The 23,675-nt window shown below is 63.0% G+C and carries 23 protein-coding genes; 11 read left to right on the forward strand and 12 right to left on the reverse strand.

Annotated features, from left to right (window positions below):
• Positions 1–63: 63 nt before the first annotated feature.
• Positions 64–1,329: an Hsp70 family protein gene (locus tag JNO51_RS17025; RefSeq protein WP_215779721.1), complete on the reverse strand. Its 1,266-nt coding sequence runs from the start codon at positions 1,327–1,329 to the stop codon at positions 64–66.
• A 212-nt stretch (positions 1,330–1,541) separates the two neighbouring features.
• On the opposite strand from JNO51_RS17025, the gene JNO51_RS17030 reads away from it, so the two are divergent.
• Positions 1,542–2,243, forward strand: coding sequence for a transglutaminase-like domain-containing protein (locus JNO51_RS17030; RefSeq protein ID WP_215779723.1), 702 nt, complete (start codon positions 1,542–1,544; stop codon positions 2,241–2,243).
• 65 nt (positions 2,244–2,308) lie between these two features.
• Positions 2,309–3,262: a substrate-binding domain-containing protein gene (locus tag JNO51_RS17035; protein ID WP_215779725.1), complete on the forward strand. Its 954-nt coding sequence runs from the start codon at positions 2,309–2,311 to the stop codon at positions 3,260–3,262.
• Positions 3,263–3,265: 3 nt separating this feature from the next.
• Here the strand turns inward: JNO51_RS17035 and JNO51_RS17040 are convergent, their stop codons facing one another.
• The 3 genes from JNO51_RS17040 to JNO51_RS17050 all read right to left on the reverse strand — a co-directional run bounded on the left by JNO51_RS17040 (position 3,266) and on the right by JNO51_RS17050 (position 5,882).
• Positions 3,266–4,171, reverse strand: a complete 906-nt coding sequence (locus JNO51_RS17040; protein ID WP_215779729.1) for a carbohydrate kinase — start codon at positions 4,169–4,171, stop codon at positions 3,266–3,268.
• Between the two features lie 62 nt (positions 4,172–4,233).
• Positions 4,234–4,932, reverse strand: a complete 699-nt coding sequence (locus JNO51_RS17045; RefSeq protein ID WP_215779731.1) for a GntR family transcriptional regulator — start codon at positions 4,930–4,932, stop codon at positions 4,234–4,236.
• Positions 4,933–4,979: 47 nt separating this feature from the next.
• Positions 4,980–5,882: a dihydrodipicolinate synthase family protein gene (locus JNO51_RS17050; protein ID WP_215779733.1), complete on the reverse strand. Its 903-nt coding sequence runs from the start codon at positions 5,880–5,882 to the stop codon at positions 4,980–4,982.
• 302 nt (positions 5,883–6,184) lie between these two features.
• Here JNO51_RS17050 and JNO51_RS17055 point away from each other — a divergent pair, with 302 nt between their 5' ends.
• The 3 genes from JNO51_RS17055 to JNO51_RS17065 are packed head-to-tail and all read left to right on the forward strand — an operon-like array spanning position 6,185 to position 9,628.
• Positions 6,185–7,186 carry a 4-hydroxyproline epimerase gene (locus JNO51_RS17055; protein ID WP_215779735.1) on the forward strand — a complete coding sequence of 334 codons (1,002 nt, stop codon included), beginning with the start codon at positions 6,185–6,187 and terminating at the stop codon, positions 7,184–7,186.
• Positions 7,187–8,455, forward strand: coding sequence for an FAD-binding oxidoreductase (locus tag JNO51_RS17060; protein WP_215779737.1), 1,269 nt, complete (start codon positions 7,187–7,189; stop codon positions 8,453–8,455). It abuts the gene before it with no gap.
• A 45-nt stretch (positions 8,456–8,500) separates the two neighbouring features.
• Positions 8,501–9,628: a branched-chain amino acid ABC transporter substrate-binding protein gene (locus tag JNO51_RS17065; protein WP_215779740.1), complete on the forward strand. Its 1,128-nt coding sequence runs from the start codon at positions 8,501–8,503 to the stop codon at positions 9,626–9,628.
• Between the two features lie 12 nt (positions 9,629–9,640).
• On the opposite strand, the gene JNO51_RS17070 is transcribed toward JNO51_RS17065, so the two are convergent.
• Positions 9,641–10,465, reverse strand: a complete 825-nt coding sequence (locus JNO51_RS17070) for an ABC transporter substrate-binding protein (RefSeq protein WP_215779742.1) — start codon at positions 10,463–10,465, stop codon at positions 9,641–9,643.
• 451 nt (positions 10,466–10,916) lie between these two features.
• Here JNO51_RS17070 and JNO51_RS17075 point away from each other — a divergent pair, with 451 nt between their 5' ends.
• Together JNO51_RS17075 and JNO51_RS17080 are read left to right on the forward strand one after the other, a co-directional pair.
• Positions 10,917–11,633 (forward strand): MgtC/SapB family protein, encoded by a 717-nt coding sequence (locus tag JNO51_RS17075; RefSeq protein ID WP_215779744.1) that lies wholly within the window; start codon positions 10,917–10,919, stop codon positions 11,631–11,633.
• 210 nt (positions 11,634–11,843) lie between these two features.
• Positions 11,844–12,023, forward strand: coding sequence for a hypothetical protein (locus JNO51_RS17080; protein WP_215779746.1), 180 nt, complete (start codon positions 11,844–11,846; stop codon positions 12,021–12,023).
• A gap of 215 nt (positions 12,024–12,238) precedes the next feature.
• On the opposite strand, the gene JNO51_RS17085 is transcribed toward JNO51_RS17080, so the two are convergent.
• From JNO51_RS17085 to JNO51_RS17095, 3 genes are read right to left on the reverse strand one after another with little or no spacing between them, the layout of a single operon-like run.
• Positions 12,239–13,612 carry an NAD(P)(+) transhydrogenase (Re/Si-specific) subunit beta gene (locus JNO51_RS17085; RefSeq protein ID WP_371822860.1) on the reverse strand — a complete coding sequence of 458 codons (1,374 nt, stop codon included), beginning with the start codon at positions 13,610–13,612 and terminating at the stop codon, positions 12,239–12,241.
• A gap of 6 nt (positions 13,613–13,618) precedes the next feature.
• Positions 13,619–13,912 (reverse strand): proton-translocating transhydrogenase family protein, encoded by a 294-nt coding sequence (locus JNO51_RS17090; protein ID WP_133683066.1) that lies wholly within the window; start codon positions 13,910–13,912, stop codon positions 13,619–13,621.
• Between the two features lie 36 nt (positions 13,913–13,948).
• The gene (locus JNO51_RS17095) at positions 13,949–15,073 is read right to left on the reverse strand and encodes a Re/Si-specific NAD(P)(+) transhydrogenase subunit alpha (RefSeq protein ID WP_215779750.1); all 1,125 of its coding nucleotides are present in this window, start codon (positions 15,071–15,073) and stop codon (positions 13,949–13,951) included.
• 485 nt (positions 15,074–15,558) lie between these two features.
• Here JNO51_RS17095 and ugpQ point away from each other — a divergent pair, with 485 nt between their 5' ends.
• On the forward strand, positions 15,559–16,293 hold the full coding sequence (gene ugpQ, locus JNO51_RS17100) for a glycerophosphodiester phosphodiesterase (RefSeq protein WP_215779753.1): 735 nt from the start codon (positions 15,559–15,561) through the stop codon (positions 16,291–16,293).
• A 55-nt stretch (positions 16,294–16,348) separates the two neighbouring features.
• Here the strand turns inward: ugpQ and JNO51_RS17105 are convergent, their stop codons facing one another.
• Positions 16,349–17,131, reverse strand: a complete 783-nt coding sequence (locus JNO51_RS17105) for an ABC transporter substrate-binding protein (RefSeq protein WP_215779755.1) — start codon at positions 17,129–17,131, stop codon at positions 16,349–16,351.
• 316 nt (positions 17,132–17,447) lie between these two features.
• Complete coding sequence (locus JNO51_RS17110; protein WP_215779758.1) at positions 17,448–19,103, reverse strand: methyl-accepting chemotaxis protein; 1,656 nt, start codon at positions 19,101–19,103, stop codon at positions 17,448–17,450.
• 325 nt (positions 19,104–19,428) lie between these two features.
• Between JNO51_RS17110 and JNO51_RS17115 the strand changes: the two genes are divergently transcribed.
• The 3 genes from JNO51_RS17115 to JNO51_RS17125 are packed head-to-tail and all read left to right on the forward strand — an operon-like array spanning position 19,429 to position 22,203.
• Positions 19,429–20,571 carry an ABC transporter permease gene (locus JNO51_RS17115; RefSeq protein ID WP_215779760.1) on the forward strand — a complete coding sequence of 381 codons (1,143 nt, stop codon included), beginning with the start codon at positions 19,429–19,431 and terminating at the stop codon, positions 20,569–20,571.
• Complete coding sequence (locus tag JNO51_RS17120; RefSeq protein ID WP_215779762.1) at positions 20,564–21,496, forward strand: ABC transporter ATP-binding protein; 933 nt, start codon at positions 20,564–20,566, stop codon at positions 21,494–21,496. Before JNO51_RS17115 ends, JNO51_RS17120 begins: the two co-directional genes overlap by 8 nt.
• Entirely contained in the window at positions 21,493–22,203 is a 711-nt protein-coding gene (locus JNO51_RS17125; protein ID WP_215779764.1) for an ABC transporter permease subunit, read from the forward strand. Before JNO51_RS17120 ends, JNO51_RS17125 begins: the two co-directional genes overlap by 4 nt.
• A gap of 1 nt (position 22,204) precedes the next feature.
• Here JNO51_RS17125 and JNO51_RS17130 read toward each other — a convergent pair whose 3' ends face one another.
• Positions 22,205–22,972 (reverse strand): amino acid ABC transporter ATP-binding protein, encoded by a 768-nt coding sequence (locus JNO51_RS17130; RefSeq protein WP_215779766.1) that lies wholly within the window; start codon positions 22,970–22,972, stop codon positions 22,205–22,207.
• Positions 22,969–23,649: an amino acid ABC transporter permease gene (locus JNO51_RS17135; RefSeq protein ID WP_215779768.1), complete on the reverse strand. Its 681-nt coding sequence runs from the start codon at positions 23,647–23,649 to the stop codon at positions 22,969–22,971. The genes JNO51_RS17130 and JNO51_RS17135 overlap by 4 nt, the downstream gene beginning before the upstream one ends.
• Positions 23,650–23,675: the final 26 nt, after the last annotated feature.

Genomic DNA, 23,675 nt, shown 5'->3' on the forward strand with positions numbered 1-23,675 from the left:
TTGTCGTGGGCAGATCATCCTAACGCGCCGAATTTGTCTATGCAAATAAAATATTGCGCTGCATCATCCGTAGCGGCGTGCCGCTTCCAGCGCCAGCCCGCAGCCAATACTGCCGAAACGGTTGCCTTCGACATGGCGTGCCGACGGGAACAACTGGGCGATGCGCTGGCGCAACCAGGGGATGGCACTGGCGCCACCGGTGAAGTACAGGGTGTCGATCTGGTCGTCACGCAGACCGGCATCCTGCAATACCACGTGGGCGGTACGGCCGATGCTGTCGATCAGCGGCGTCAGGGCCTGTTCCATCAGACTCTGTTCAAAGCGGGCAATCAGGCCCGTTTCAAGATGGGTCAGATCCAGTGCCGCGCTCGGCGCGGCGCATAGGTCGATCTTGGCCTGCTCGACCTGCATCGCCAGGCGGTGCCCGGCGCGCTGGTTGATCAGGTTGAACAGGCGATCGATCAGCGGCAGCGCCACGGCATCGCGATAGACATCCTGCAGCTCCATCCACACCTTGCGGGTATACAGGGTGTTGATGCTGTGCCAGGTCGCCAGGTTGAAGTAATAGCCGGAGGGCATCTCGGCGCCATTCTTCAGTTGCGTGCGGTAACCGAACAGCGGCATGGCCTGCGACAGACTCAGCACGCGGTCGAAGTCGGTGCCGCCGATATGCACCCCGCCGGTGGCGAGGATATCGGACTGGCGGTCGCTCAATGCACGGCGTTCCGGTGCCAGGCGGATCAGGGTGAAGTCCGAGGTACCGCCACCGATATCCACCACCAGCACGCGCTCTTCGCGCTCAATCACCGATTCGTAATCCATGGCCGCGGCAATCGGTTCCAGCTGGAAACTGACTTCCTGGAAGCCGATGGCACGGGCGATCTCGGCCAGCGTGTCTTCGGCCAGCTTGTCTGCCCTGGGGTTGTCGTCGACAAAGAACACCGGGCGGCCCAGCACGGCGTGCTCGAAACGTCGCCCGGCATGCGCTTCGGCACGGCGCTTGAGTTCGGCGACGAACACCGTCAGCAGCTGGCGAAATGGCAGGGCGCGTCCCTGCACCTCGGTCTGGCCATCCAGCAGGCTGGAACCGAGCAGGCTCTTGAGCGAGCGCATCAGCCGGCCTTCGTCACCCTGCATGTAGATTTCCAGCGCATGGCGGCCGAAATGCACGCAGTCCTCTTCGTAGTCGAAGAACACGACCGAAGGCAGGGTGTCCTCGCCGTTTTCCAGCGGAATCAGCGGAGCGTGGCCAGCATGGTGCCAGCCGACGGTCGAATTGGAAGTGCCAAAGTCGATGCCACAAGCCTTGGCGGCGGTCGGGAGCGTCATGATATGAGCAGGCGAGGGAAAAGGTCGGCGATGATACGCCTTATGTCTCTGATCGACAAGGAAATGATGTGTATGGAACGCCGGAAACGGCTTTCCCCTGCCGGCATGGTCAGGCACGCGGTTTCGCAGTATATTCATTCCAAAGTCATATTTATCGCTCAATAACCATGCCATTTTGGGCATCAGATCACGTCCAACCGGAGGGAGAGTGCATGGCGCTCATGGAAACCCTGCAGCATCTGCAACGCACCGTGCCGTTTGACAGTCAGCGCGAGCGCGCCGTGGCGATCCACGACTATGTGCGCGATCACATCGCCTTCGGCTTCACCACCTGGTTTGAGACCGTCACCCCGGCACAAACCCTGCTCAGAGGCCGTGGCCACTGCAATGCTCAGGCCGACCTGATGTGTGCCTTGTTGCAGGCGGCCGGCCTGGCTGCCCGGTTACGCTTTGTCCAGCTCGACAAGCGGGTGTTGCGTCATGCCGTGCCGGCGCTGGTCTATCAGTGCCTGCCTCCGGATCTGTTTCATGCGGTGATTCAGGTCGAGATCGATGGTGTCTGGCGGCATTGCGACAGTTACATCTTCGAGCCCGAGGTGTTTGCCGCTCAGCAGAAAAAGCGTCTGGCTGCCGGTCTGCCGCTGGGTTATGGCGTGACCAGCGAAGGGACCTGCCATTGGTCGGGCGACGCCGATGCCTTCAGTCAGGCGCGTCCGACCGATCTGCACGCGCAGGACCCCCTGTTTGCCTCGCTGGCTGAGGCCATGGCAGCACGGGCCGGCAATAATCATCTGATGGGGCTGCACTTCAATCAGTGGCTGGGCGCGGTGCCAGCGCCGCTGCAGCACGCGGCGGAGCATTATCTCAACAGTCGTCTGCCACATCCTTCCGCGCCGGCAGAAAAGGAGCACTGAGCGGCAGTACGACGGCGTTGTCATGACACGGTGTTTGGGCTACCAATGAAGGACAGCCATTCATCGTGAGAACTGCCATGCGCTTCGGTTGCCTGCTGCCCCTGCTGCTGTTCGTCCCTGTCTGGGGGGCGGATTGCATCGAGGTGGTCTCGGCCGGCGGCAGCCCCAGTTTCTGGGGGGCCGTTGGCGAGGGCGCCATGGCGGCCGGTCGCGAGCTGGGCGTCGCCATCCATTACCTCAATCCGAGCGAAGAAACCGATAAACAGGGGCAGGATCAGCTGATTCGCCAGTTGGCGAGCCTCAAGTGTCGAGCCCTGGTGCTGGCGCCCAATGCGCCGGAGCGCGCGCGCCAGAGTGCGCTCTTGATGCAGCAGGGGACGCCGGTGGTCTTCATCGATCGTACCGAGGCCGATGCCCGTCCGCTGGCCTTGGTCGGTACCGACAATGATGCCGCCGGCCGATTGGCCGGGGAGCAGATGGTGCGCCGCCTGCGCGGAACCGGTCTGCACCGGGTGGTGCTGATGCGCTTCAAAAAGGGCGTGCAATCGACCGATGAGCGTGAGCAGGGGTTTCTTGACGTGGTGCGCAAGGCAGGACTGACCGTGGTGGCCGACCCCTATCTCGGGCCGGCCGAGAGCGATGCCCGGCTCCGGTCCGAGCAGGTACTGCGTCGCTTGGGCAAGGGCTTCGACGCGATTTTCACCCCGAACGAAACCACCACTTCGGGGACCTTGCAGACCGTGCAGAAACTGGGTCTGGCCGGCAAGGTCATGTTGATCGGATTCGACATCAATCCCCTGCTCTACGAGGCCATCCGCCAGCGCACCATCTCGGTGCTGGTGCTGCAGCGGCCATTCCAGATGGGCTATGTCGGCGTGACGCTGGCCTGGCGGGCCGCGCATGGCGCCAGACCGAGTGCTGCCAGAGTCGACAGCGGCGTCACGCTGCTGACCCACGACAACATGAACCAGAAAGACATCCTGTTCTTTTCCAACTATCGCGGCGTCAAGCCGCAATGACGCTCAGTCGTTGAGGCGAGCCGCCACCTGCGCCAGGGTCGGGGCGTGAAAACCGTGTTGTTCGGCACAGCAGGCGGCGCAGGCCCGCGCCAGTTGCATCTGATCGGTGGCGGAGGCTTCGGGCTGCATCAGACGGCTGGCCAGCCAGCCGCCGAAAGCCGCGTCACCGCAACCGAGCGTATCCCTGACGCTGACCGGCAGGGCATTGGCATGGCTGACCTGACCCTGGCTGATCAGGCTCAGGCCGCTGGCGCCGCGGGTCAGCAGAATCTGCGCCTTCGGCGCCAGGGCCTGCAGGCGATCCAGCGCCCGTGCTTCGTCGGCATCGGGAAACAGCCCGGCCAGATCTTCTTCCGAGACTTTGACAAAATCACTCAGTGCGGCCATGGCGGCGAAGCGGGCGGGATAGTCTGCCGCGCGCATCGGCAGGCGGAAATTCGGGTCAAAGGCAATCAGGGTGCCACGGGCCGCCAGTTGTCCGGCGATGGCCAGCAGGCGGTCGGCCAGCGGCGGACGGGCCAGGCTGATGCCGCCGAAGCAGGCGATCCTGGCGGCCTCCATCCAGCCGTCCGGCAGGGCCGCCGGGTCGAAATGCAGGTCAGCGCTGTTGTCGCCGACGAAGAAATATTGTGGAGGCTCGGTTGCCGGCACCATGGCCAGCAAGGGCGTGTGCGGCAGGCGCTGCAGGAAGCGTGTGTCGAGACCGGCGGTCGTGGCCTCATGGGCCAGCTGCAGGCCAAAGTAATCGTCGCTGATGGCACCGGCAAAGGCGGCGGAAAGACCCAGGCCGGCGGCGATGCGTGCCAGATTCAGCCCGGCACCGCCGGGGCAGGCTTGCCAGCGATCATCAGGCTGGCGGATGAAGTCGGTCAGGGCGTCACCGAAGACAACAAAACGGGGCAGGGACATGGTGGTATCCGGCAATCAAGAAAGACGGTGCAGGATAAGGCCGGCTGCACCCGGCTGAACAGTCAGCGGCGCTGGCGGGTTCGCCTGGCCGGTTTGGCCTGGGCCTGGCTGCGATACCAGGCTTCGAGCGCTGCTTCGGCATGCAGGATGTGCTGGCGCAGAAAGGCGGCGGCACTGATGGCATCCTTGGCCTTGCACAGTGCCAGCAGCTGGCTGTGCTCCTGATGGGCACGCTCGTTGAAGCCGGTCAGCAGAATCTGCATGCGGGTATAGCGGTCGGTGCGGTTATGCAGCTGCTCGATCAGGGCCAGGGTCTGCGGCCGTTCGGCAGCGCGATAGAGCGCCAGATGAAAGCGGGCGTTGAGCACGCCCCAGGAGGCGATGTCACGGTCGTTCAGCGCCCGCTCGAAGTCGGCCAGCAGCGCCTCGGCGGCGGCAATGTCTGCGGCACACTGACGCGGTATCGCTTCCAGCAGCACATCGCATTCCAGCAGCACCCTGACCCGCAGCAGCTCGACGATTTCCGGCAGGGACAGCTCGGACACCACCGCGCCGCGATTCTCGATGATGGTGACCAGCCCTTCGGCCTCCAGCTGACGCAGCGCCTCGCGAATCGGCACCCGGCTCATGCCCAGTTCGCGCGACAGGGCTTCCTGGCGCAACTGGCCGCCATCGGCCCATTCCCCGGCCAGAATACGCTGGCGCAGGGTTTCGGTGGCGATGGCGGTCAGGCTTTGTGGGGTGTCGTTGCTGGTGGTCATGATGGCGGCTCGCTCTGGGGCATCCATCTTACCATTGCCGCACAGGCTCAGTGCGGCGACAGGGTCGGCCGAGTCGCCAGTCCGCTGCGGATGATGGCTTCCACCTGTTCGCGCTCGCGGCCGCTCAGCGGCAGGCGTGGGGCCCGCACATGCTCGCTGCCCTGTCCGACCATGGCCTGCGCCAGCTTCAGGTTCTGCACCAGCTTCATCGACACATCCAGATGCAACAACGGTGCAAACCAGCGATACAGTGCGCGCGCCTCCTGCCAGCGCCCTGCCTGGGCCAGACGCCAGATCGCCACCGTTTCCGCCGGGAAGGCCACCACCAGACCGGCCACCCAGCCATCCGCGCCCATCATCAGGCTTTCCAGCGCCAGGTCATCCACGCCGCTGAACAGGGCAAAGCGCTGGCCGACGGTATTGATGATGTTGGTCAGGGTGCGGATATCGCCGCTGGATTCCTTGATGGCGACGAATTTTGGTTCATGAGCCATTTCGGCATACATCTCGGGCGTGATGTTGACGCCATAGGCCACGGGGTTGTTGTAAATCATGATCGGCAGGGGGCTGGCATCCGCCACGCGCTGATAGTGATGGAGCGTTTCACGCGCGTCCGACACATAGCGCATGGCCGGCAGCAGCATGATGCCGTCGGCCCCCGCTGCATGCGCAGCCTGGGCCAGGGCACGGGCGGCACGCGTGCTGTCTTCCGCCACGGTCAGCAGCACCGGCTTGTCGCCGGCCACTTCTTTGGCGGTTCGGAGGATGGCCAGCTTTTCCTCTGCCGTCAGGGTCGAAGCCTCGCCCAGCGAGCCACAGACGATGATGCCATCGACGCCGTTGTCGAGCTGCCAGGCGATATGCCGGGCGGTCGCCGCCAGATCAAGCGATTCATCGGCATGGAATTGGGTGGTCACGGCGGGAAAGACCCCGCGCCAAAGGTGGGTCATGGTCAACGCTCCTGAGTCTGGATCGGGCAGCCCGGTGCTGCCTCCTGTTTTCCATGCTAGGAATTTTTGTATACAAAAAGCAAAGATTTTGCATGCAATTCATGCCGTGAAAGCAGGCGGCACTGCATGAGTGATTTTTTGCAACATCGCCAATTATTCAATAAATAAAAGGCTTTTGATTAGTTTTTACCTGGGTTTTGTCATGTTGCAGATTGTCGTATTTTGACAAATATCAATGGTTTTATTGTATTCAAAAATGCGCAGTTCTAGAGTGAAAGCATTCAGGGTAAGGAGAAGGCCAGATGGCAGTCAGCGAATTTGAATGCATTGACGGACACACTTGCGGCAATCCGGTGCGACTGGTGACCCGGGGCGCACCGGCGTTGAATGGCCGGACCCAGGCCGAGCGCCGGCTGGATTTTCTGGCGCGCTATGACTGGATCCGTACTGGTCTGATGTATGAGCCGCGCGGGCATGCCCAAATGTCCGGGGCATTTCTCTATCCGCCAACCCGCGACGATTGCGATGTGGCGGTGCTGTACATCGAGACCAGCGGTTGTCTGCCAATGTGTGGCCACGGCACCATCGGTGTGGTGACCATGGCCATCGAACATCAACTGGTACAGCCGAAAACCCCCGGGGTGCTGAATCTCGACACGCCGGCCGGCAAGGTGGTGGCCAGCTACCGGCAGGAAGGCGGCAAGGTCAAGTCGGTCAAGCTGAGCAATGTGCCCTCCTTCCTGCTGCTGCGCGATGTCGAGGTCGAAGTGCAGGCCCTGGGCCGACTCAAGGTGGATATCGCCTATGGCGGCAACTTCTATCCGATTGTCGAGACGCAGGCCAACTATCGCGACATGGCCGATTACACCCCGGCCCAACTGGTCAGCATGGGCAACGAGCTGCGTGACTTCATCAATGCCCACTACGACATCGTGCATCCGCTGGACCCCAATATTCGCGGCGTTCGCCATGTGCAGTGGACCGGCGCGCCGAAAACGCCCGGCTCGCATGCCGCCAACGCGGTGCTCTATGGCGCCGCCGCGCTGGATCGCTCCCCCTGTGGTACCGGCACCTCGGCCCGTCTGGCGCAGCGCTATGGGCGCGGTTTGATGAAAAAGGGCGATGTGCTGGTGCATGAGAGTCTGATCGGCAGCCAGTTCACTGGCACCATCGAGGAAGAAACCGAGGTTGCCGGCCTGCCGGCCATCGTGCCCGGCATTGCCGGCTGGGCCATCGTCACCGGCTATAACCGCATCCTGCTGGACGATGCCGATCCCTATGTACACGGCTTCGTGGTGGGCTGAATGAACGCTCGCAGCGCTATCGGGCTCAAGCCCTCGGTCATCGTGGTCGGTGCCGGTATTGTCGGTATCGCCTGTGCCCTGCAACTGCGTCTGGCCGGCTGTGCCGTCACCCTGATCGACCGCGGCGAGCCGGCGCGCGAGACCAGCTTCGGCAATGCCGGGGCACTGGCGGTCAGCGATGTCATCCCCCTGGCCGAGCCCGGCGTGCTGGCCAAGGTGCCGCGCTGGCTGCTTGATCCGCTTGGCCCGCTGGCGGTGCGCTGGCGCTATCTGCCGAGCCTGGCGCCCTGGCTGCTGCGTTTTGTGGCCGCCAGTCGCCCCGCCCGGGTGGCGACCCTGACCACTGCGCTGTCTGCGCTGCTGGAACGTGTCAACGATGACTATGCCGCACTGGTCGACGCCGCTGGCATCGGTCATCTGTGGCGCCGCCACGGTGCGCTGACACTCTATCGCAGCGAAGCCGAATTCCGTGCGGCCGAACCGGCCTGGCAAAGCAAGCAGCGGCATGGCGTGCAGTGGCGCAAGCTCAGCGGACCGGCGCTGGCGGCGCTGGCGCCACCGCTGGACCCGCGCTGGCAAGTGGCGGTCGAAGTGCCGGCCTGGTCGCATGTCGACGATCCCTATCTGTTCAGCCTGGGGTTGTTCGATGCCTTTGTGCGCGCCGGCGGACAATTCATCCAGGACGAGGTTCTGGCCACGACCGGAGACGGACAGGTGGTCCGCGGCGTTGACACCAGAGCGCAGGGTGTCCTGGCGGCCGATGCCGTGCTCATCGCCTGTGGTATCTGGAGTGATCGCTTCTTTCGCCAGCATCGCTATCGCGTGCCGCTGGAGAGCGAGCGCGGCTACCACGTCACCCTGCCACATGCCGGGGTGGCACTGCACCATTTCCTGCAATGCGCCAGCGAGAGTTTTGTCATCCTGCCGATGGCCAATGGCGGGCTGCGTCTGGCCGGCACCGTTGAACTGGCGCACCGGGATGCGCCGCCAGACTGGCGTCGCGCCCATCTGCTGGTTGACAAGGCGCGGCAGATCCTCGGCGACTTCGAGACCCGTGACATGAGCGTGTGGATGGGCAATCGCCCCTCCTTGCCGGACACCGTGCCGCTGATCGGCCCGGCGCCGGATCGGCCCGGACTGTACTTTGCCACCGGTCACGGCCATCTCGGCTTGACCCTGGCCGCGACCACCGGCGCCCTGCTGACCGAACAAATCTGCCAGCGTCCGGCCACGCTGGATCTGACCCCTTACCGACTAGGCCGTTTCTGAGCGCAGTAGCACAACCACGGTGATACACCAGGAGGAGCATCGCAGATGAAGCAGAAAACATGGGCTGCATGGTTGGCCGGCGGTTCGCTGGCCTTGTCGCTGCCGGTTTACGCCGACACCACGGTGAAGATCGGTTTTGCCTCGCCGCTGTCCGGGCCGCAGGCACACTATGGCAAGGACAACGAGAATGCCATCAAGATGGCCGTCGACGATCTCAATGCCAAACCGATGACGGTCGGCGGGCAGAAAATCCACTTCGAGCTGGTATCGGAAGATGATCAGGCCGACCCGCGCATCGGTACCCAGGTCGCCCAGCGTCTGGTCGATGCCGGTGTGAAGGCGGTCATCGGCCACTTCAACTCCGGCGTATCCATCCCGGCATCGCGTTTGTATGCCGAAGCCGGTATCCCGCAATTGTCGGTATCGACCAACCCCGCCTATACCAAGTCCGGCTACAAGACCACCTTCCGGCTGGTCGGCAGCGACAGCCAGATCGGTGGCGCGCTGGGCCGCTATGCCGTGCAGCAGCTCAAGGCCAAACGCATCGCGGTCATCGATGATCGCACCGCCTATGGCCAGGGCATTGCCGATGAATTCGTCAAAGCCTTGCAGGGCATGGGCAAGCAACCGATCGCCCGGCAATACACCACCGACAAGTCGACCGACTTCGCCGCCATCCTGACCGCGCTCAAGGCACAGCGTCCGGATGTGATCTTCTATGGCGGGGCCGATGCCCAGGCCGCACCGATGGCGCGCCAGCTGAAACAACTGGGGATCAATGCCCGTCTGATGGGCGGAGACATGCTCAACACCCCGACCTTCATCCAGCTGGCAGGGGCCGATGCCAATGGCCACTATTCGGCGGTAGCGGGGGGCTTGCTGGAAGCACGTCCGGCCGGCAAGGCCTGGGTGGCGCGCTACAAGGCGCGCTTCAATCAGGATGTCGTCTTGCTCGGACCGCAGTTCTACGATGGCATGATGCTGGTGGCCGATGCCATGAAGCGGGCCAACTCGACCGAGCCGGCCAAATTCCTGCCGATGATTGCCAACAGCCGTTACAAGGGGGTGACCGCCGACTTCAGCTTTGACGCCAGCGGCAATCTGCAAAACGCCCCGGTGACGCTGTCACGGGTCGAGGGCGATCACTGGAGCGTGGTCAGCGTGGTGCACTGATCCACGGGGTCCCTAGTGCGGCCACCACCAGCTGGTATCGGTTGGCGGTGTACCGGCAGGGAGTTGCGGGTTGGTCAGCAGAATGACCCGGCGATGCTCGCGTCGCAGGCGGGCGATTTCCTGCTGATGGTACTGCTGGAACAGGGCCTTCAGGCTGCCATCGGCCAGCGCGGCGTTGAGCCCGCGACCAATGCGCTCGGCCAGCGCGGCATTGCTCTGGTTGACCCAGAAATACACTGGCAAGGGAAAAAACAGTGCCAATCCGGGCTCGGCGACCAGCCCGGGATACTTGGCCCGGAACATCTCCAGTTCCGGGCCAATCTCATTCAGCCCGCGCGGCAGGGCATCGAAGCGCCCGGCGGCCAGCATGGCAAACAACTCCTCATAACCCACCGTGGGCGTCACGCGGAAACCATTGGCGATCAGAATCGGGTAATCGGCCCATTGGCTGTTGAAGCCCAGCAGGATCTGCTGCCTGAGCTGGCGATCAGACAGCCGGGCAAAGCGCGTCTGTTCTTCCGCGCGCACCATCAGGATGCGGTAACCCAGCATGCCGCGCAGGATATCGAAGCGCACCGGGCGCAGGATTTTCTCACGCACCGGGGAGCAGGGAATGGCCACCACATCCAGTTGCGCACGTTCCAGCAGGGTGATGGCCCGCGACTGACTGACCGGGGGGCCTTCATAGGGCTGCAGCCGGTACGGGCCGTCTGTGGCGCGGGTATGCGACAACGCCAGATCCAGCACGCGCCAGCGATATTCATTGATCGGGCTGACGGGGCCATAGCGCACGACCAGCGTGCTTTGTGCGGCCAGCGGCAGACAGCTTGCTGCCATCCAGCATGCAATAACGATGCGTCCGAGCCAGTGTCTGGCAGTCATGACCGGGGTGGCCTTGTGCAGTGATGCTTTGATGGATACTTGCAGCCTACATGATGTGTATTGCAAAAAGGAAACAGTGCGGCCTTTGTGGCATGCGGCTGTGGTGCACTTGACCCGCTTAATGACAAAAAAATACAATGCGATACCGTTTTAATTCTTGGGGTTATACCTTGGACAGTCAGAGTTGTCAGTCAAACCGGCTTTCCCGTTAATCCTGGCCTGACCGCTGCCCTCTCTTGCGCCGCCGTCTTGTCCAGGCAGGCGGTGCGTATCCTGATCGTCGATCCGTACCTGAAAACACGTGTTTGAGCACCCGAGCCGAGCCCGGTGCGCAGTGTCTTGTGCTGCGTCCGCCCGGCGGGCGACCTGCTGCCATGGCCCGAATCTGCCAGATAAGGAGCATGCCATGAGCTTGATGCCGCATTTCGGTGAAGCCGAATTCTGCAAATCCCTGATCAGCCTGATCACCGCCTTCGTCATGGGGACGGCCATCGGCTATGAACGACAATTCCGCCAGCGGACCGCCGGACTGCGCACCAATACACTGGTGGCCGTCAGCGCTGCCGCCTTTGTCGATATGGCAGTGCGCATGGATGGTGCCGCCAGTGCCATGCGGGTCGCCGCCTATGTGGTCTCCGGGGTCGGTTTCCTCGGCGCCGGCACCATCATGAAAGAGGGCCTCAATGTACGCGGGCTGAATACCGCCGCCACGCTGTGGGGCTCGGCGGCGGCCGGGGCCTGCGCCGGTGCCGGTCTGCTGGACTCCGCCTTGCTGACCACCCTGTTCGTACTGGCCTCCAACACCCTGCTGCGTCCGGTCGTCAATTCGATCAACCGCCAGCCGATTGACGACCAGACCAGTGAAGTCACCTATCAGCTGTGCGTCATCTGCGACCGCGAAGAGCAGAAGCAGACCCTGACGCTGATCGACGATTTGCTGGAGGCCGCCCACTACCCCCTGGGCGACATGGATGTCGAGCCCTTTGGCGACGAGGAGGTCGAGCTGACCGCCACCCTGTTGTCGACCTCGGTCAAATCAGAAGAGCTGGACCGCATTGCCGATGTACTCAAGCAACTGCCACATATCAAGCAGGCCTTCTGGAACCCCAGCACCACCGAGTAAGACAGCTTGTCGCTGATTCGGGACAGGGAAAGCGCTGGAAAATCAGTGGTTTGCGTTTTAAGTGCGACCAGCTGTCGCTCTCAGGAGACAAAACGGCGACCTGTGTCGGTGGGGGGGATGGCTAACTGACTGATTAAAAAGGATTCGTTCGGGCTGGCACGCCGTTTGCAATCAGGGTCGTGCATTGTTAACAAACCGAAAGGTAACCCGATGAAAAAAATCCTGATGGCCTTTGCCCTGATCGCTTCACTGCTGGCCTGCTTCAGCTGGGCAGCACAAAGTACCCCGGCAAACCAGGCCGGCTCGGCCTCCCAGCCGCATGCTGAAGCCAGCGCCGCCATGCCATCGGCCGACGCACCCGCTCAGGGTGACAGCAGCGTGAAGCCATAATCGCCATGGCTTGAACACGCATCGAACTTGGGAGCATCAAGCGGGGCAGCCAGATGGCTGCCCTTTCCCTTGAGTGGGGCGGCTGGCGCGTCACAACGGGGACATCATCCGTGCCGTGGTTGGCGTTTTCGCCCTGCGGTGCAGAGGGTTTTCCACAGTCAAAAGGGGCCGCCTGATGGCTGCCCCTTTTGACTTTCAGAAAAAACGGTAAAAGCTTAGTGCTCTGCCGCCTTGACCAGGTCTTCGACCACCTTCTTGGCATCGCCGAATACCATCATGCTCTTGTCCATATAGAACAGATCATTGTCCAGACCAGCGTAACCCGTGCTCATCGAACGCTTGACGATGATCACCGTGCGCGCCTTGTAGGCTTCCAGAATCGGCATGCCGTAGATCGAGCTCGACTTGTCCTTCTGGGCCGCCGGGTTGACCACGTCGTTGGCGCCGATCACCAGGACCACGTCGGTATTGGAGAAGTCGGAGTTGATCTCTTCCATTTCCAGTACCTGCTCGTAGGGCACGTCGGCCTCTGCCAGCAGCACGTTCATGTGCCCCGGCATGCGGCCGGCGACCGGGTGAATGGCGTAACGGACATTCACGCCCTTCTCGGTCAGCATGGTGGCAAACTCCTGCAGCGCATGCTGGGCACGCGATACCGCCAGACCATAGCCAGGCACGATGATCACCGAGTCGGCATTGGCCATCAGGAAGGCCGCATCTTCGGCCGAGCCCGAACGATAATTCTTCGGGCCGGACGGGCCGGCCGAGCCACCGCCGGCTTCCGCACCAAAGCCGCCCAGCAGTACCGAGACGATCGAGCGGTTCATCGCCTTGCACATGATGTAGGACAGAATGGCACCGCTGGCGCCGACGCAGGCGCCACCGATGATCAGTACCGGGTTATTGAGGGTGAAGCCGATACCGGCCGCTGCCCAGCCCGAGTAGGAGTTCAGCATCGAGACCACCACCGGCATGTCGGCGCCGCCGATCGGGATGATCAGGGTCACGCCCAGCACCAGGGCAACCGCCACCATGGCCAGGAAGGCGGCATGGCTGTCACTGACAAAATAGGCGACGCCGAAGCCGACCATCACGATGGCCATCAGCAGGTTCAGCAGGTGCTGACCGTTGAACACCACCGACTTGGCGCCGAACTTGCCCGACAGCTTGCCGTAGGCGATCACCGAGGCCGTGAAGGTAATGGCACCGATGAAGGCACCGATGAACAGCTCGACCTTCTGGTCGGCACTGTGGGTCAGGCCGCTGTGGAACACCGAGGCCACGGCAATCAGCACCGCCGACAGACCGACCAGCGAGTGCATGGCGGCGACCAGTTCCGGCATGCCGGTCATTTCCACCGTGCGCGCCTTCCAGGCACCGATGGCGGCACCGGCGGCCATGGCCACGGCGATCAGGCCGAGGACCGGCTTGTCCATGATCAGGAAGGTGGTGCCGATGGCAATCACCATGCCGATAACGCCGAACAGATTACCGCGTCGCGCCGTCACCGGCGAAGACAGTCCCTTCAGTGCCAGCACAAACAGCACGGCGGCGATCAGGTACAACATCGCAGAGAGGTTTTGCATCATCGTTCCTTAGCGTTTCTTCTTGAACATTTCGAGCATGCGCTGGGTCACCATGAAGCCGCCGAAAATGTTGATACTGGCCAGAAAAATCCCGACGGCGCCGAGCACCGAGGTCAGCGTGATCGACTGACCGTTGATGTCGACCACCTGCAGCAGCGCACCGACGATGATCAGGCCGGAAATGGCATTGGTCACCGCCATCAGCGGGGTATGCAGGGCCGGGGTGACGTTCCAGACCACGTGGTAGCCCACGAAGACCGCCAGAACGAAAATGGTGAAACTGGTGATGAACGGATCAACCATAGTGTGTAACTCCTGTTCCTTTGAATGCCGGGGCCATCAGCCCTGAGCCTTGCCGAAGCGCACTTCGCCGTTGTGGGTCACCAGCGTGGCGTCGAGCAGGTCATCGGCCAGATCAATGGCAAAACCTTCCTTGCTGAGCATCAGGCTCAGGAAGGTCAGCAGGTTGCGGGCATACAGGCTGGAAGCATCCGCGGCCAGCAGGCCAGGCAGATTGTGCGTTCCGACCAGCGTGACGCCATGCTCGGTCTGGAACACTTCGCCACTGCGCGTCAGCGCGCAGTTGCCGCCACTTTCCGCGGCCATGTCGATCACCACCGAGCCCGGCTTCATGCCCAGCACGGTGTCTTCCGACAGCAGACGCGGCGCCGGGCGTCCCGGAATCAGCGCGGTGGTAATGATGATGTCGGCCTGGCGGGCGTGCTTGTCGACCAGCTCGGCCTGACGACGCTTGTAGTCCTCCGACATTTCCTTGGCGTAGACGCCGTCGTTTTCCGCCTTTTCCTCATCGGTCATCGGGACTTCGACGAACTTGGCCCCCATCGACTCGACCTGTTCCTTGGTGGACGGACGCACGTCGAAGGCTTCCACCACCGCGCCCAGGCGCTTGGCGGTGGCAATCGCCTGCAGACCGGCGACACCCACCCCGAGGATCAGTACGCGGGCCGGCTTCACCGTCCCGGCCGCCGTCATCAGCATCGGCATGAAATGCGGGTAGTACTGGGTAGCCAGCAGCACGGCGCGATAGCCGGCAATATTGTTCTGCGAGGACAGCACATCCATGGACTGAGCCCGCGTCGTACGCGGCAGCAGTTCCATGGCAAACGCCGACAGCTTCTTTTCCGCCATCAGCGGGAAAGTCGGGTTGGCATAGGGGTTCATCAGCGAAATCAGCGCGGCACCGGGCTTCATTTCCGCCAGCTCCTCGGCGGTGGCCGGGCGAACCTTGAGCACAATGTCACCCTGAGCCAGCGCAGCCTGACGGTTGTCCGCCAGCGTGGCACCGGCCGCGACATAGGCCGCATCCGGAATGGCCGACTTCAGACCCGCACCTTGCTCGACCACCACAGGGTGCCCCATGGCCACCAGCTTTTTCACCGTTTCCGGTGTCGCGGCCACGCGCGTCTCGCCAGCCGTATACTCGGCCGGAATTGCGATCTGCATCGTCTTCCTTTCACATAAAGTCAAATAGCATTAAAACCACGAAGCGGAGAATTCTGGCGCCCGAACGCGGCTTTTATTACGTTCGGGTAAACAAATCTAGTTTATGCCGGAATCCGGCGCAATACGTTTCCTGAATAGCTTGGCGTGAAGTTTTATCGCGCTTGCCGGGCAAACGAGAAAAACCACTGCTGGAGTAATAATCGTATAGCGACTGTTAGGTATGATAACCAAGAAAGCCGGTGAATATTGCATCGCAAAATATTTTCGCCCTGCAGGTGTTGAAATCGCGCGACGTTGTCGTTCGACAACAGCAGGCCTGACCGCGCAAACGCCCTGTCCGGCTGTCTGACAAGGAAAAGCGCCGACAGGCTGGTTGGCTCGTCGTAAGACTTTGGAAAAAATGGCAATATTCCGTTCGAATTCGATTAGTATTTTGACAATGTCGTTAAACCGGCAATTGCCGACGCCATTCACAAGGATCAAGCATGCAGTCCTGGCCTTACCCGCGCATTTTTGCCCACCGCCTCGGTGGCGCCCTGGCCCCTGAAAATACCCTGACCGGGTTGCGGCGTGGCTACAAGATCGGCGCCCGTGCCGTCGAGTGTGACGTCAAGCTGTCTGCCGATGGGGTACTGTTCCTGCTGCATGACGATACCCTTGAGCGCACCACCAACGGCCAGGGCCTGGCCGGGGCGCTGACCATGGCCGAATTGCGCCAGCTCGATTGCGGCATCAAGCATCACAAGGCCTACCGTGGCGAGGTGCTGCCGACACTGGAAGAACTGGCCGCCTTTTGTGTCGAACATGGCGTGGCGGTGAATCTGGAAATCAAACCCAACCCGGGGCAAGACGAAGAAACCGGCCGCAAGGTGGCGCTGGCTGCCCGCGCGCTGTGGCAAGGCGCCGCCATCCCGCCCTTGTTGTCGTCGTTCTCCCCCGCCGCCCTGCGCGCCGCCCGCCAAGCCGTGCCCGAGCTGCCGCGTGGTTATCTGGTTGAAGAGATCCCGCTGGATTATTTGAGTGAAATGAGCCAGTGCGCCGCCGCGGCGCTGCATGCCGATCACCAGCATCTGACGCAGGCGCTGGTGCAGAAGCTGCACGGCCAGGGCTACCGGGTGATGGCGTATACGGTGAATGAGCCGCTCCGGGCTCGCAAGCTGCTGTCCTGGGGGGTCGACATGATTTGCAGCGACCGGCCGGATTTGTTGCTATCGCTGTAAGCGCGGCGAGTCGCCGGGCTGATGACGCGCCCCGCCGCGAGACGGCCGGGCGCGTTTATTGTTCTACCGGGGCCAGCAGACGGTGAATTTCTCCGGATTCCACCATTTGCCGCAAGGCTTTCTGCAGTTTGTCCTTCATGCCGTAATGCTGCGAATGTCTGGCCAGGACCACATTGCGCGGTCCGGTCTTGATCGGCGGGCCGGCCAGCACCAGACGATGGCGAAATTCCGGGCGTTCCAGCAGCAATTCGGCCTCGCCACACACCATGATGGCCACATCGACACGACTGGCCACCAGCTTGCGCAGATTGGACAGCTTGTCCGGCGCGCCATCCTTGAGCAGATTCTTGTCCTGATCGAAGCGCGGGAAGTAGTGCGCCCCGTTGGTGACGCCGATATGCAGGCGCTGCAGATCACTGTAAAGCTCGACGCGCGAGTCAGGATCATTCTGCCGGCGATAGAAGCAGACCGTGCTGCCCTCGGCAAAAGGCGGGCGCAGAAAATCGACGATCGCGTCGCGATCCGGTCCGGGTGCGATGCCGATGCCCAGGTCGGCATCGCCGCGCTTGAGCATTTCCAGGCAGCGCATCAGCGGGCAGGGGCGTACCTCCAGCGGCACGCCGACCCGGTCGGTCAGCTTGCGGATGATGTCCAGATAGGGACCCGATGTCGTGCCCTGGGCGTCAATCACCTTCCAGGGGGGCAAGGGACTGAATGCCAGCACCAGCGGCTGAACCGCGGGCGTGGCAAGGGGTGCGGCCAACAACGGGGGCGCTGACAGCGCCAGCAGGCTGGCCAGCAGAAAACGCTGAATGAGGCGTATGGCGATAGCCGGCATCGTGCTGCTTCTCGAGTGACCCACCTGGCCCTGTCAGACCGGTGGGCGGGTTCCAATGGCACTGGGCTGCCAGTACTTGCTTCAAGTCGCGGCCAAACCGCGGATTGCCCCGGCATGGGCCGCCGGGAACAACACCCTACTCGGGGTTCCCCTAGTATGAGGCAAGGCGCCCGCGACAGCAGGATTGTGATGGAAATTAGTAATGATAAATGACAGCAGAATCAAGCTTTTTGGGTTTTTGCCACAATCAACCGCCTGATGGCGCTGGCGGGCACCGGCACAGCCTGCCCGGGAAGGGCAGGCTGCCGTGTCGGACTTATCCCTGCAGCCGGAAATGACCGGCCTTGCTGCGCAGTGAACTGGCCAGCTCGATCAGCTGGTCCGCCGAGGACGACACCGACAGCACGGCCTGACTGTTTTCCTCGCTCATGCGCGCGATTTTTTCCACATTGTCGGCGATGTCATGGCTGGCCGAGCGCTGCTCGCCCAGGGCCTCGGAAATGCTGGCGACTGCAGACAGTACCTTGCGCACCCCGCCTTCGATCTGCTCCATCGCCTCGCCGGCGCGCTCCGCCATCGCGACACCGTCCCTGACCTTGTCGCTGCCGGTTTCCATGCTGAGCACCGCTTGTTGCGTGCCCTGCTGGATGGCGCTGATCATGTCGCCGATTTCCTTGGTCGAACGGGAGGTTTTCTCCGCCAGCTTGCGTACCTCATCGGCGACCACGGCAAAACCGCGGCCGGCCTCTCCGGCACGTGCCGCCTCGATCGCGGCATTCAGCGCCAGCAGATTGGTCTGATCGGCAATTTCCTTGATCACATTGATGATCTGCGAGATGCGGTCCGACTGGCTGCCAAGCTGGTGGATCACCTCGGTCGAGCGCTGAACTTCGTCGGCAATCAGATTGATCTCGCCGATCGTGCCATGGAACAGCTCTCCGCCCTGCACCGACAGTTCGCCGGCATCGCGGGCGATGCCATGAGCGTCCTGGGCGCTTTCCGCCACATGATTGATGCTGACACTCACCTGTTCGACCGAGGCCGCCACCGCGGAGGCGGCCTCACTCTGCTCGCGAGCCCGGCCGGAGACGTCCGCGGAGGCGCCGGACAGATCCCTGGCCGAGTGCAGCAACTGATCGGCGGCCGACTGGATGTCGCCGATCAGCTGACGCAAAGCCCTCTGCATCACCACCAGCCCGGCCAGCAGGCTGTCATGATCACCGGGGCGCAGCACGATCTCCGCCGACAAATCACCGCTGGCAATCGTCTGGGTCATGCGGGTGGCGAACTCCGGCTCGCCGCCCAGGCTGCGCGTCAGCCCGCGCACGATGATGGTGGCCACCACGATGCCGGCCAACAGCGCCAGCAGCAAGATGGCCAGCATCAGCAGGGTGGCGTTATGGATCTTGTCCTGCGCCGAGGCCAGGTCGGCGGCGGTTTTCTTGTTCACCTGCTCCACCACCTTGAGGATGGTCTGCTGGTGTACCTCATACGAGGCCTTGATCAGGGGCATCACCGACTGGATGCCATCCCGGTCGCCCTTCTGTACTGCCGGGACCAGCTGGCTGAACACCTGATCGTAAAAATCCTCGACCGACGCATGCGATTCCTTGAGGAAAGACTGCTGCAAATCGCTGTCCAGCCCCTGATTGGTCCAGTAGCGATAGCGCGCTTCATAGCGCTTGTGCAGGGCGTTCAGCTTGTCGAGCAGACGTCCCTGCTGACCCGGATCCGTCGTGTCGGCCAGCTGCATCGTCACCAGATAGGATTCGATGATGTTTTCCGGCGGCGGCTGCACCTCCGCCACCAGGTCCTTGCTCTGAACGATACGGTTATACAACGGGCCGTTGACCTTGAGATCGTTGAGTGTCTTGAACGACCAGACACCATAAAGTGCAAAACCCAGGGCAAAAACGGCGAGGAGAATGGCGAAGCGATGCGCCAGCTTGAGCGTGCGACCTTGATGGTTCATGACGACATCCGGGTTGATGAGGGGCGGCAAGGCAGTCTTGCCGGAGGCCAATAATAAATTATCTTTATCTGAAAATACCAGTGTCATCAAGCGGCCGGCCGTCAGATCGGTTGGAACCAGATGTTCTATGACAGGCAAATGGCTTTTATACCAATAAATGCAACTCACCCGCGCCGAAGGTGCCTTTCCGGCGATCACACCATACAATATGCAGTTGCTGCATGATTAACGACTACCCTATGTGCCGATGCCGCGGCATCGGTGCCATCGCACCCGCTGGCGGATGATGCGCCCGAAAAGAAGGAATTGGTGAAGTGAGTCAGGCATGGCCGTGTTGAAGCGGCGTTATAGCCCGGTGCAACTGGGACTGTTGATCCTGTTAGGTGCCGCCTTGCTGGCCCCCCTGCTGGGGCAGGCGAGTACAGCGCAGTCGGGCGACCAGGCAAGGTATCTGCCGGCCCTGCTGCAGGGGACGAACTGGCTGTGGCTGCTGGTGCTGATCGTACCAGCCTGGGCGCCCTGGCGCCGCCAGGACGGGCGGCTGCACCTGTGCCTGCTGCTGGCCGTGGTGCTGCTGGACTACGCCATGCTGCGACTGGCCGGACAGACCGCACAGCGCTTGCTGCCCGACGATGCGGCCGCGGGACGTGTCTCGCTGGGTGCCGGCTTCTGGTTGTTGCAACTCTATGCCGTGCTGCAGGGGCGCGAATCCTTGCGCCAGCTCGAACTGTCCCGCCCGCTGTGCTGGCTGACAGCATGCTTGCTGTGCCTGCCGCTGATCTGGCTGCTGCACAGCGGACAATGTGACCAGCTGTCCCTGCTGCGGGCCTATCGCCGCCACGCAACGACAGTTGATCAGGCACTGTGGCGCCATCTGCTGCTCCTCCTCCTGACCATGTTGCCCGCCACGGTGCTCGGAACCGTACTGGGCCTGGCCTGCGACGAGCACCCCCGCATGGCGCGGCAACTGCTTGCCGTGCTCAAGGCGCTGCAGACCCTGCCCGCCCTGGCCGTATGTGCCGTGCTGTTCGTGCTGCTGGGGCCGGGCAGCCATGACGCTGCCCGAGTCAGCATCATGCCCTCCCTGCTGGTTCTGTTGCTGTTTGCCTTGCCGCCCGTCGCGCAGGGCACGCTGGCGGCCCTGCGGCAGATTCCCCGGACCGCGCGCGACAGTGCCCGCGGCATCGGCCTGACCGAGTGGCAATGCTTTCGCCAGGTCGAGCTGCCGCTTGGCCTGCCGGTCTACCTGTCTGCCCTGCGCACCACCACCCTCCAGACCATCGGTCTGGCTGCCGTGGCCGCACTGATCGGCGCCGGGGGCTTGGGCACCTTGCTGTTCGAGGGCCTGTCGGCCCGCGCCGTTGACCTGATCGGGCTGGGCGTGCTGCCCATCGTGCTGCTGGCCATGCTGGTCGACGCCAGCTTCCGGCTGGCCATTTCCCTGATAGGGGTTCCCCCACATGATTAAGATTTCCGGCGTCAACAAGCGGTATGGCGGCTGGTCGGCCGTCACGGACCTCAACCTGAAAATACCGGCTGGCCAATTCACCTCCCTGATCGGTCCGCCCGGTTCGGGCAAGTCCACCCTCCTGAAACTGATCAACCGGCTGGTCGAACCGGATACCGGCCTGATCACGGTCGATGGTCACGACATCAACAGCCAGGCCCCGGAGATGCTGCGGCGTCAGATCGGCTATGTCATCCAGTCGGTCGGCCTGTTTCCGCACTGGACCGTGGCGCAAAACATCGCGGCCGTGCCGGCCCTGCTGAAATGGCCCGCATCACGCATCGACCAACAGGTCGACAGCCTGATGGCTCTGCTGGAACTGCCGCCGGAGCGCTTCCGCCAGCGCTATCCGCATCAGCTGTCCGCCGGGCAACAGCAGCGGGTCGCACTGGCGCGGGCAATGGCGGCCGAACCATCCGTCCTGCTGCTGGACGACCCGTTCGGCGGGGTCGATGCGCTGACACGCCAGAGCCTGCAGCAGGCCCTGGTCCGCATTCACAAGCAGTACGGCAAAACCGTGCTGCTGGTGACCCATGACCTGGACGAGGCGCTGCGCCTCGGGGAAAGAATCGTGGTGATGGATCAGGGGCAGGTGGTGCAGCAGGGCACCCCGCGCGAGGTTCTGTTGGCACCTGGCTGCGCGTTTCTGCGCCAGTGGGTCGATCAGAGTGATGTCGGTGTGCGTCTGCTGGCCCTGGATCGTGTCGAACATCTGGTACGGCGCAATGTGCACAGCAGCGGACAGCCAATTGCCGCCGACTGCACGCTGCGCGAAGCCTTGTCGATTTTCATCGCTCGCCATGTCAGTTGCCTGCCGGTGGCCGATGCGCAGGGACAGATGCTCGGCACCCTGCACTTTACCGATTTGCTGGATGTGACCCGATGAGGCTTTCGATTGGCAAACCCTGGCGCCCCCTGCTTGGCTGTCTCTGCCTGCTGCTGATCTGGCTGCTGCTGTTTCCCGGCCAGGCCGGGCAGGGGTTTGCGACGCTGCTGTGGTACCAGCTGTCTCTGGCCGCTGCCGCCTCGGGGCTGGCGCTGCTGGCCGGCGTCGGGCTGGGCGTGCTGGTGACCAGACCGCAAGGCCGGGCCTGGCGACCCCTGCTGCACAGCCTGCTGGCCATGCTGCAATGGTTTCCGCCCCTGGTCCTGCTGGCCGTGGCGGCACTGCTGATGGGTGGTGGGGTGGGGCCGGCGCTGCTGGCCCTGATGCTCGGCGGGATGTTGCCGGTGGCACAGGCTACCCTGGACGGGCTGGATGCGGTGCCGGAGGCGACGCGTGAGGTCGGGCGCGCCATCGGCATGACACACTGGCAGCGGCTTTGGCAGATCGAACTGCCGCTGGCCGCGCCCGTCATGCTCGGCGGCATGCGCCGTGCGGTGATGCTCATCCTCGGTGGCGCCGCCCTGGCCGCGACGCTGGGGACATCGACCCTGGGTCTGCCTATCATCGCCGGACTCTCCGGCTTCCAGGCCGCCCCGGTGTTTCAGGCAGCGGTGCTGCTGGTTCTGCTGGCGCTGTGTGTCGACCAGCTGTTCGAATTGCTGGCCCAATCCCTGTCACGCCAGGTGCCCGGCGACACCCCCACCTGAATCAGGCTTGCTGCGGCAGCTGTTGCGCCCCGGTCAGGGTGGAGACGAAATCCACCGTCCGCGGATGCTGCGGTTGCCCGAACAGCGCCTGCGGACTGCCCGACTCGATGACCTGACCATCTTCCAGAAACACCACGTGCTGGGCGATGTTCGCCGCCAGACGCAGATCGTGGGTGGCCATCAGCATGGTCATGCCTTCCTGCGCCAGCTGGCGCAGCACCTCGACCACCTCGCCGGCCAGCTCCGGATCCAGTGCCGACGTCGGCTCGTCACACAACAGCACCTGCGGTTGCGGCGCCAGCGCACGGGCAATCGCCACACGCTGCTGCTGCCCGCCCGACAGCGTGGCCGGCCAGGCATCGGCCTTGTGTGCCATGCCGACCTTTTCCAGCAGACTCATCGCCCGGACCCGCGCCTCGGCCTTCGGCACCTTCTGCACGGTGACCAGTCCTTCCATCACGTTCTCGATCACCGTACGGTGGGGAAACAGCTGGAAGTTCTGAAAGACCATGCCGGTCTGACGCCGCAAGGCCTGCACGGCATGGCGCGAATGCTGACCGCGATGATCGAAGTCGATGCGATGCTCGCCCACTTCCACACTGCCGTGCTGCGGGATTTCCAGCAGGTTGACACAGCGCAGCAGCGTACTCTTGCCACTGCCGGACGGCCCAATCAGCGCCGTGACGGTGCCGGACTCCAGCGCCAGGTCGATGCCCTTGAGCACCGGGTTGTGGCCGAATTGCTTGTGGATCTGCGTCAGGCGAATCATGGTCGCGCTCCTTCCTGCGTCAGATGCTGGCCAAAGCGCAGCTCGAGCTTCTGCTGCCACCAGGACAGCACCGAGCTGAACAGCAGATAGATCAGCGCGGTTTCGGTATAGAGAATCAGCGGTTCATAGGTGACCGACGCAATGCGTTGCGCGGCCTGAAAGATTTCCGGCACCGTCAGTACGGCGGCCAGCGAGGTGTCCTTGATCAGCGAGATGAAGGTATTGGCCAGCGGCGGCACGGCCACGCGGGTGGCCTGCGGCAGAATGGTACGCTGCATCGCCTGACGCCAGGTCATGCCAATCGAGTAGGCCGCTTCCCACTGCCCCTTGGGCACCGACTGAATCACCGCGCGGATCACCTCCGAGGTGTAGGCGCCGACATTGAGCGAGAAGCCGATCAGCGCCGCCGGGAAGGGATCGAACACGATGCCCACCTTCGGCAGACCGTAGAAAATCAGGAACAGCTGCACCAGCAGCGGCGTCCCGCGGATCAGCCAGACGTAAAAGCGCACGATGGCCACCAGCGGGGCCGGCGCAAACAGCCGCACCAGCGCCGTGACGAAGCCCAGGCTCAGGCCCAGCGCGAACGACAGCAGCGTCAGCGGCACGGTAAACACCACCCCGGCGTAGAGCAGGGAAGGCAGGGAGTCCAGCATCAGTTTCAACCAGTCCGGCATGATGTCCTTTCAACAGAGTGGTCGGG

It is taken from the genome of Paludibacterium sp. B53371 (assembly GCF_018802765.1).
In the GTDB taxonomy this organism is placed as follows: Bacteria; Pseudomonadota; Gammaproteobacteria; order Burkholderiales; family Chromobacteriaceae; genus Paludibacterium.

Coding starts and splice junctions, on each gene's coding strand:
- JNO51_RS17025 (WP_215779721.1), bottom strand. CDS start 1,329: ATGACGCTCCCGACCGCCGCCAAGGCTTGTGGCATCGACTTTGGCACT.
- JNO51_RS17030 (WP_215779723.1), top strand. CDS start 1,542: ATGGCGCTCATGGAAACCCTGCAGCATCTGCAACGCACCGTGCCGTTT.
- JNO51_RS17040 (WP_215779729.1), bottom strand. CDS start 4,171: ATGTCCCTGCCCCGTTTTGTTGTCTTCGGTGACGCCCTGACCGACTTC.
- JNO51_RS17045 (WP_215779731.1), bottom strand. CDS start 4,932: ATGACCACCAGCAACGACACCCCACAAAGCCTGACCGCCATCGCCACC.
- JNO51_RS17050 (WP_215779733.1), bottom strand. CDS start 5,882: ATGACCCACCTTTGGCGCGGGGTCTTTCCCGCCGTGACCACCCAATTC.
- JNO51_RS17055 (WP_215779735.1), top strand. CDS start 6,185: ATGGCAGTCAGCGAATTTGAATGCATTGACGGACACACTTGCGGCAAT.
- JNO51_RS17060 (WP_215779737.1), top strand. CDS start 7,187: ATGAACGCTCGCAGCGCTATCGGGCTCAAGCCCTCGGTCATCGTGGTC.
- JNO51_RS17065 (WP_215779740.1), top strand. CDS start 8,501: ATGAAGCAGAAAACATGGGCTGCATGGTTGGCCGGCGGTTCGCTGGCC.
- JNO51_RS17070 (WP_215779742.1), bottom strand. CDS start 10,465: ATGGCAGCAAGCTGTCTGCCGCTGGCCGCACAAAGCACGCTGGTCGTG.
- JNO51_RS17075 (WP_215779744.1), top strand. CDS start 10,917: ATGAGCTTGATGCCGCATTTCGGTGAAGCCGAATTCTGCAAATCCCTG.
- JNO51_RS17080 (WP_215779746.1), top strand. CDS start 11,844: ATGAAAAAAATCCTGATGGCCTTTGCCCTGATCGCTTCACTGCTGGCC.
- JNO51_RS17085 (WP_371822860.1), bottom strand. CDS start 13,612: ATGATGCAAAACCTCTCTGCGATGTTGTACCTGATCGCCGCCGTGCTG.
- JNO51_RS17090 (WP_133683066.1), bottom strand. CDS start 13,912: ATGGTTGATCCGTTCATCACCAGTTTCACCATTTTCGTTCTGGCGGTC.
- JNO51_RS17095 (WP_215779750.1), bottom strand. CDS start 15,073: ATGCAGATCGCAATTCCGGCCGAGTATACGGCTGGCGAGACGCGCGTG.
- ugpQ (WP_215779753.1), top strand. CDS start 15,559: ATGCAGTCCTGGCCTTACCCGCGCATTTTTGCCCACCGCCTCGGTGGC.
- JNO51_RS17105 (WP_215779755.1), bottom strand. CDS start 17,131: ATGCCGGCTATCGCCATACGCCTCATTCAGCGTTTTCTGCTGGCCAGC.
- JNO51_RS17110 (WP_215779758.1), bottom strand. CDS start 19,103: ATGAACCATCAAGGTCGCACGCTCAAGCTGGCGCATCGCTTCGCCATT.
- JNO51_RS17115 (WP_215779760.1), top strand. CDS start 19,429: ATGGCCGTGTTGAAGCGGCGTTATAGCCCGGTGCAACTGGGACTGTTG.
- JNO51_RS17120 (WP_215779762.1), top strand. CDS start 20,564: ATGATTAAGATTTCCGGCGTCAACAAGCGGTATGGCGGCTGGTCGGCC.
- JNO51_RS17125 (WP_215779764.1), top strand. CDS start 21,493: ATGAGGCTTTCGATTGGCAAACCCTGGCGCCCCCTGCTTGGCTGTCTC.
- JNO51_RS17130 (WP_215779766.1), bottom strand. CDS start 22,972: ATGATTCGCCTGACGCAGATCCACAAGCAATTCGGCCACAACCCGGTG.
- JNO51_RS17135 (WP_215779768.1), bottom strand. CDS start 23,649: ATGCCGGACTGGTTGAAACTGATGCTGGACTCCCTGCCTTCCCTGCTC.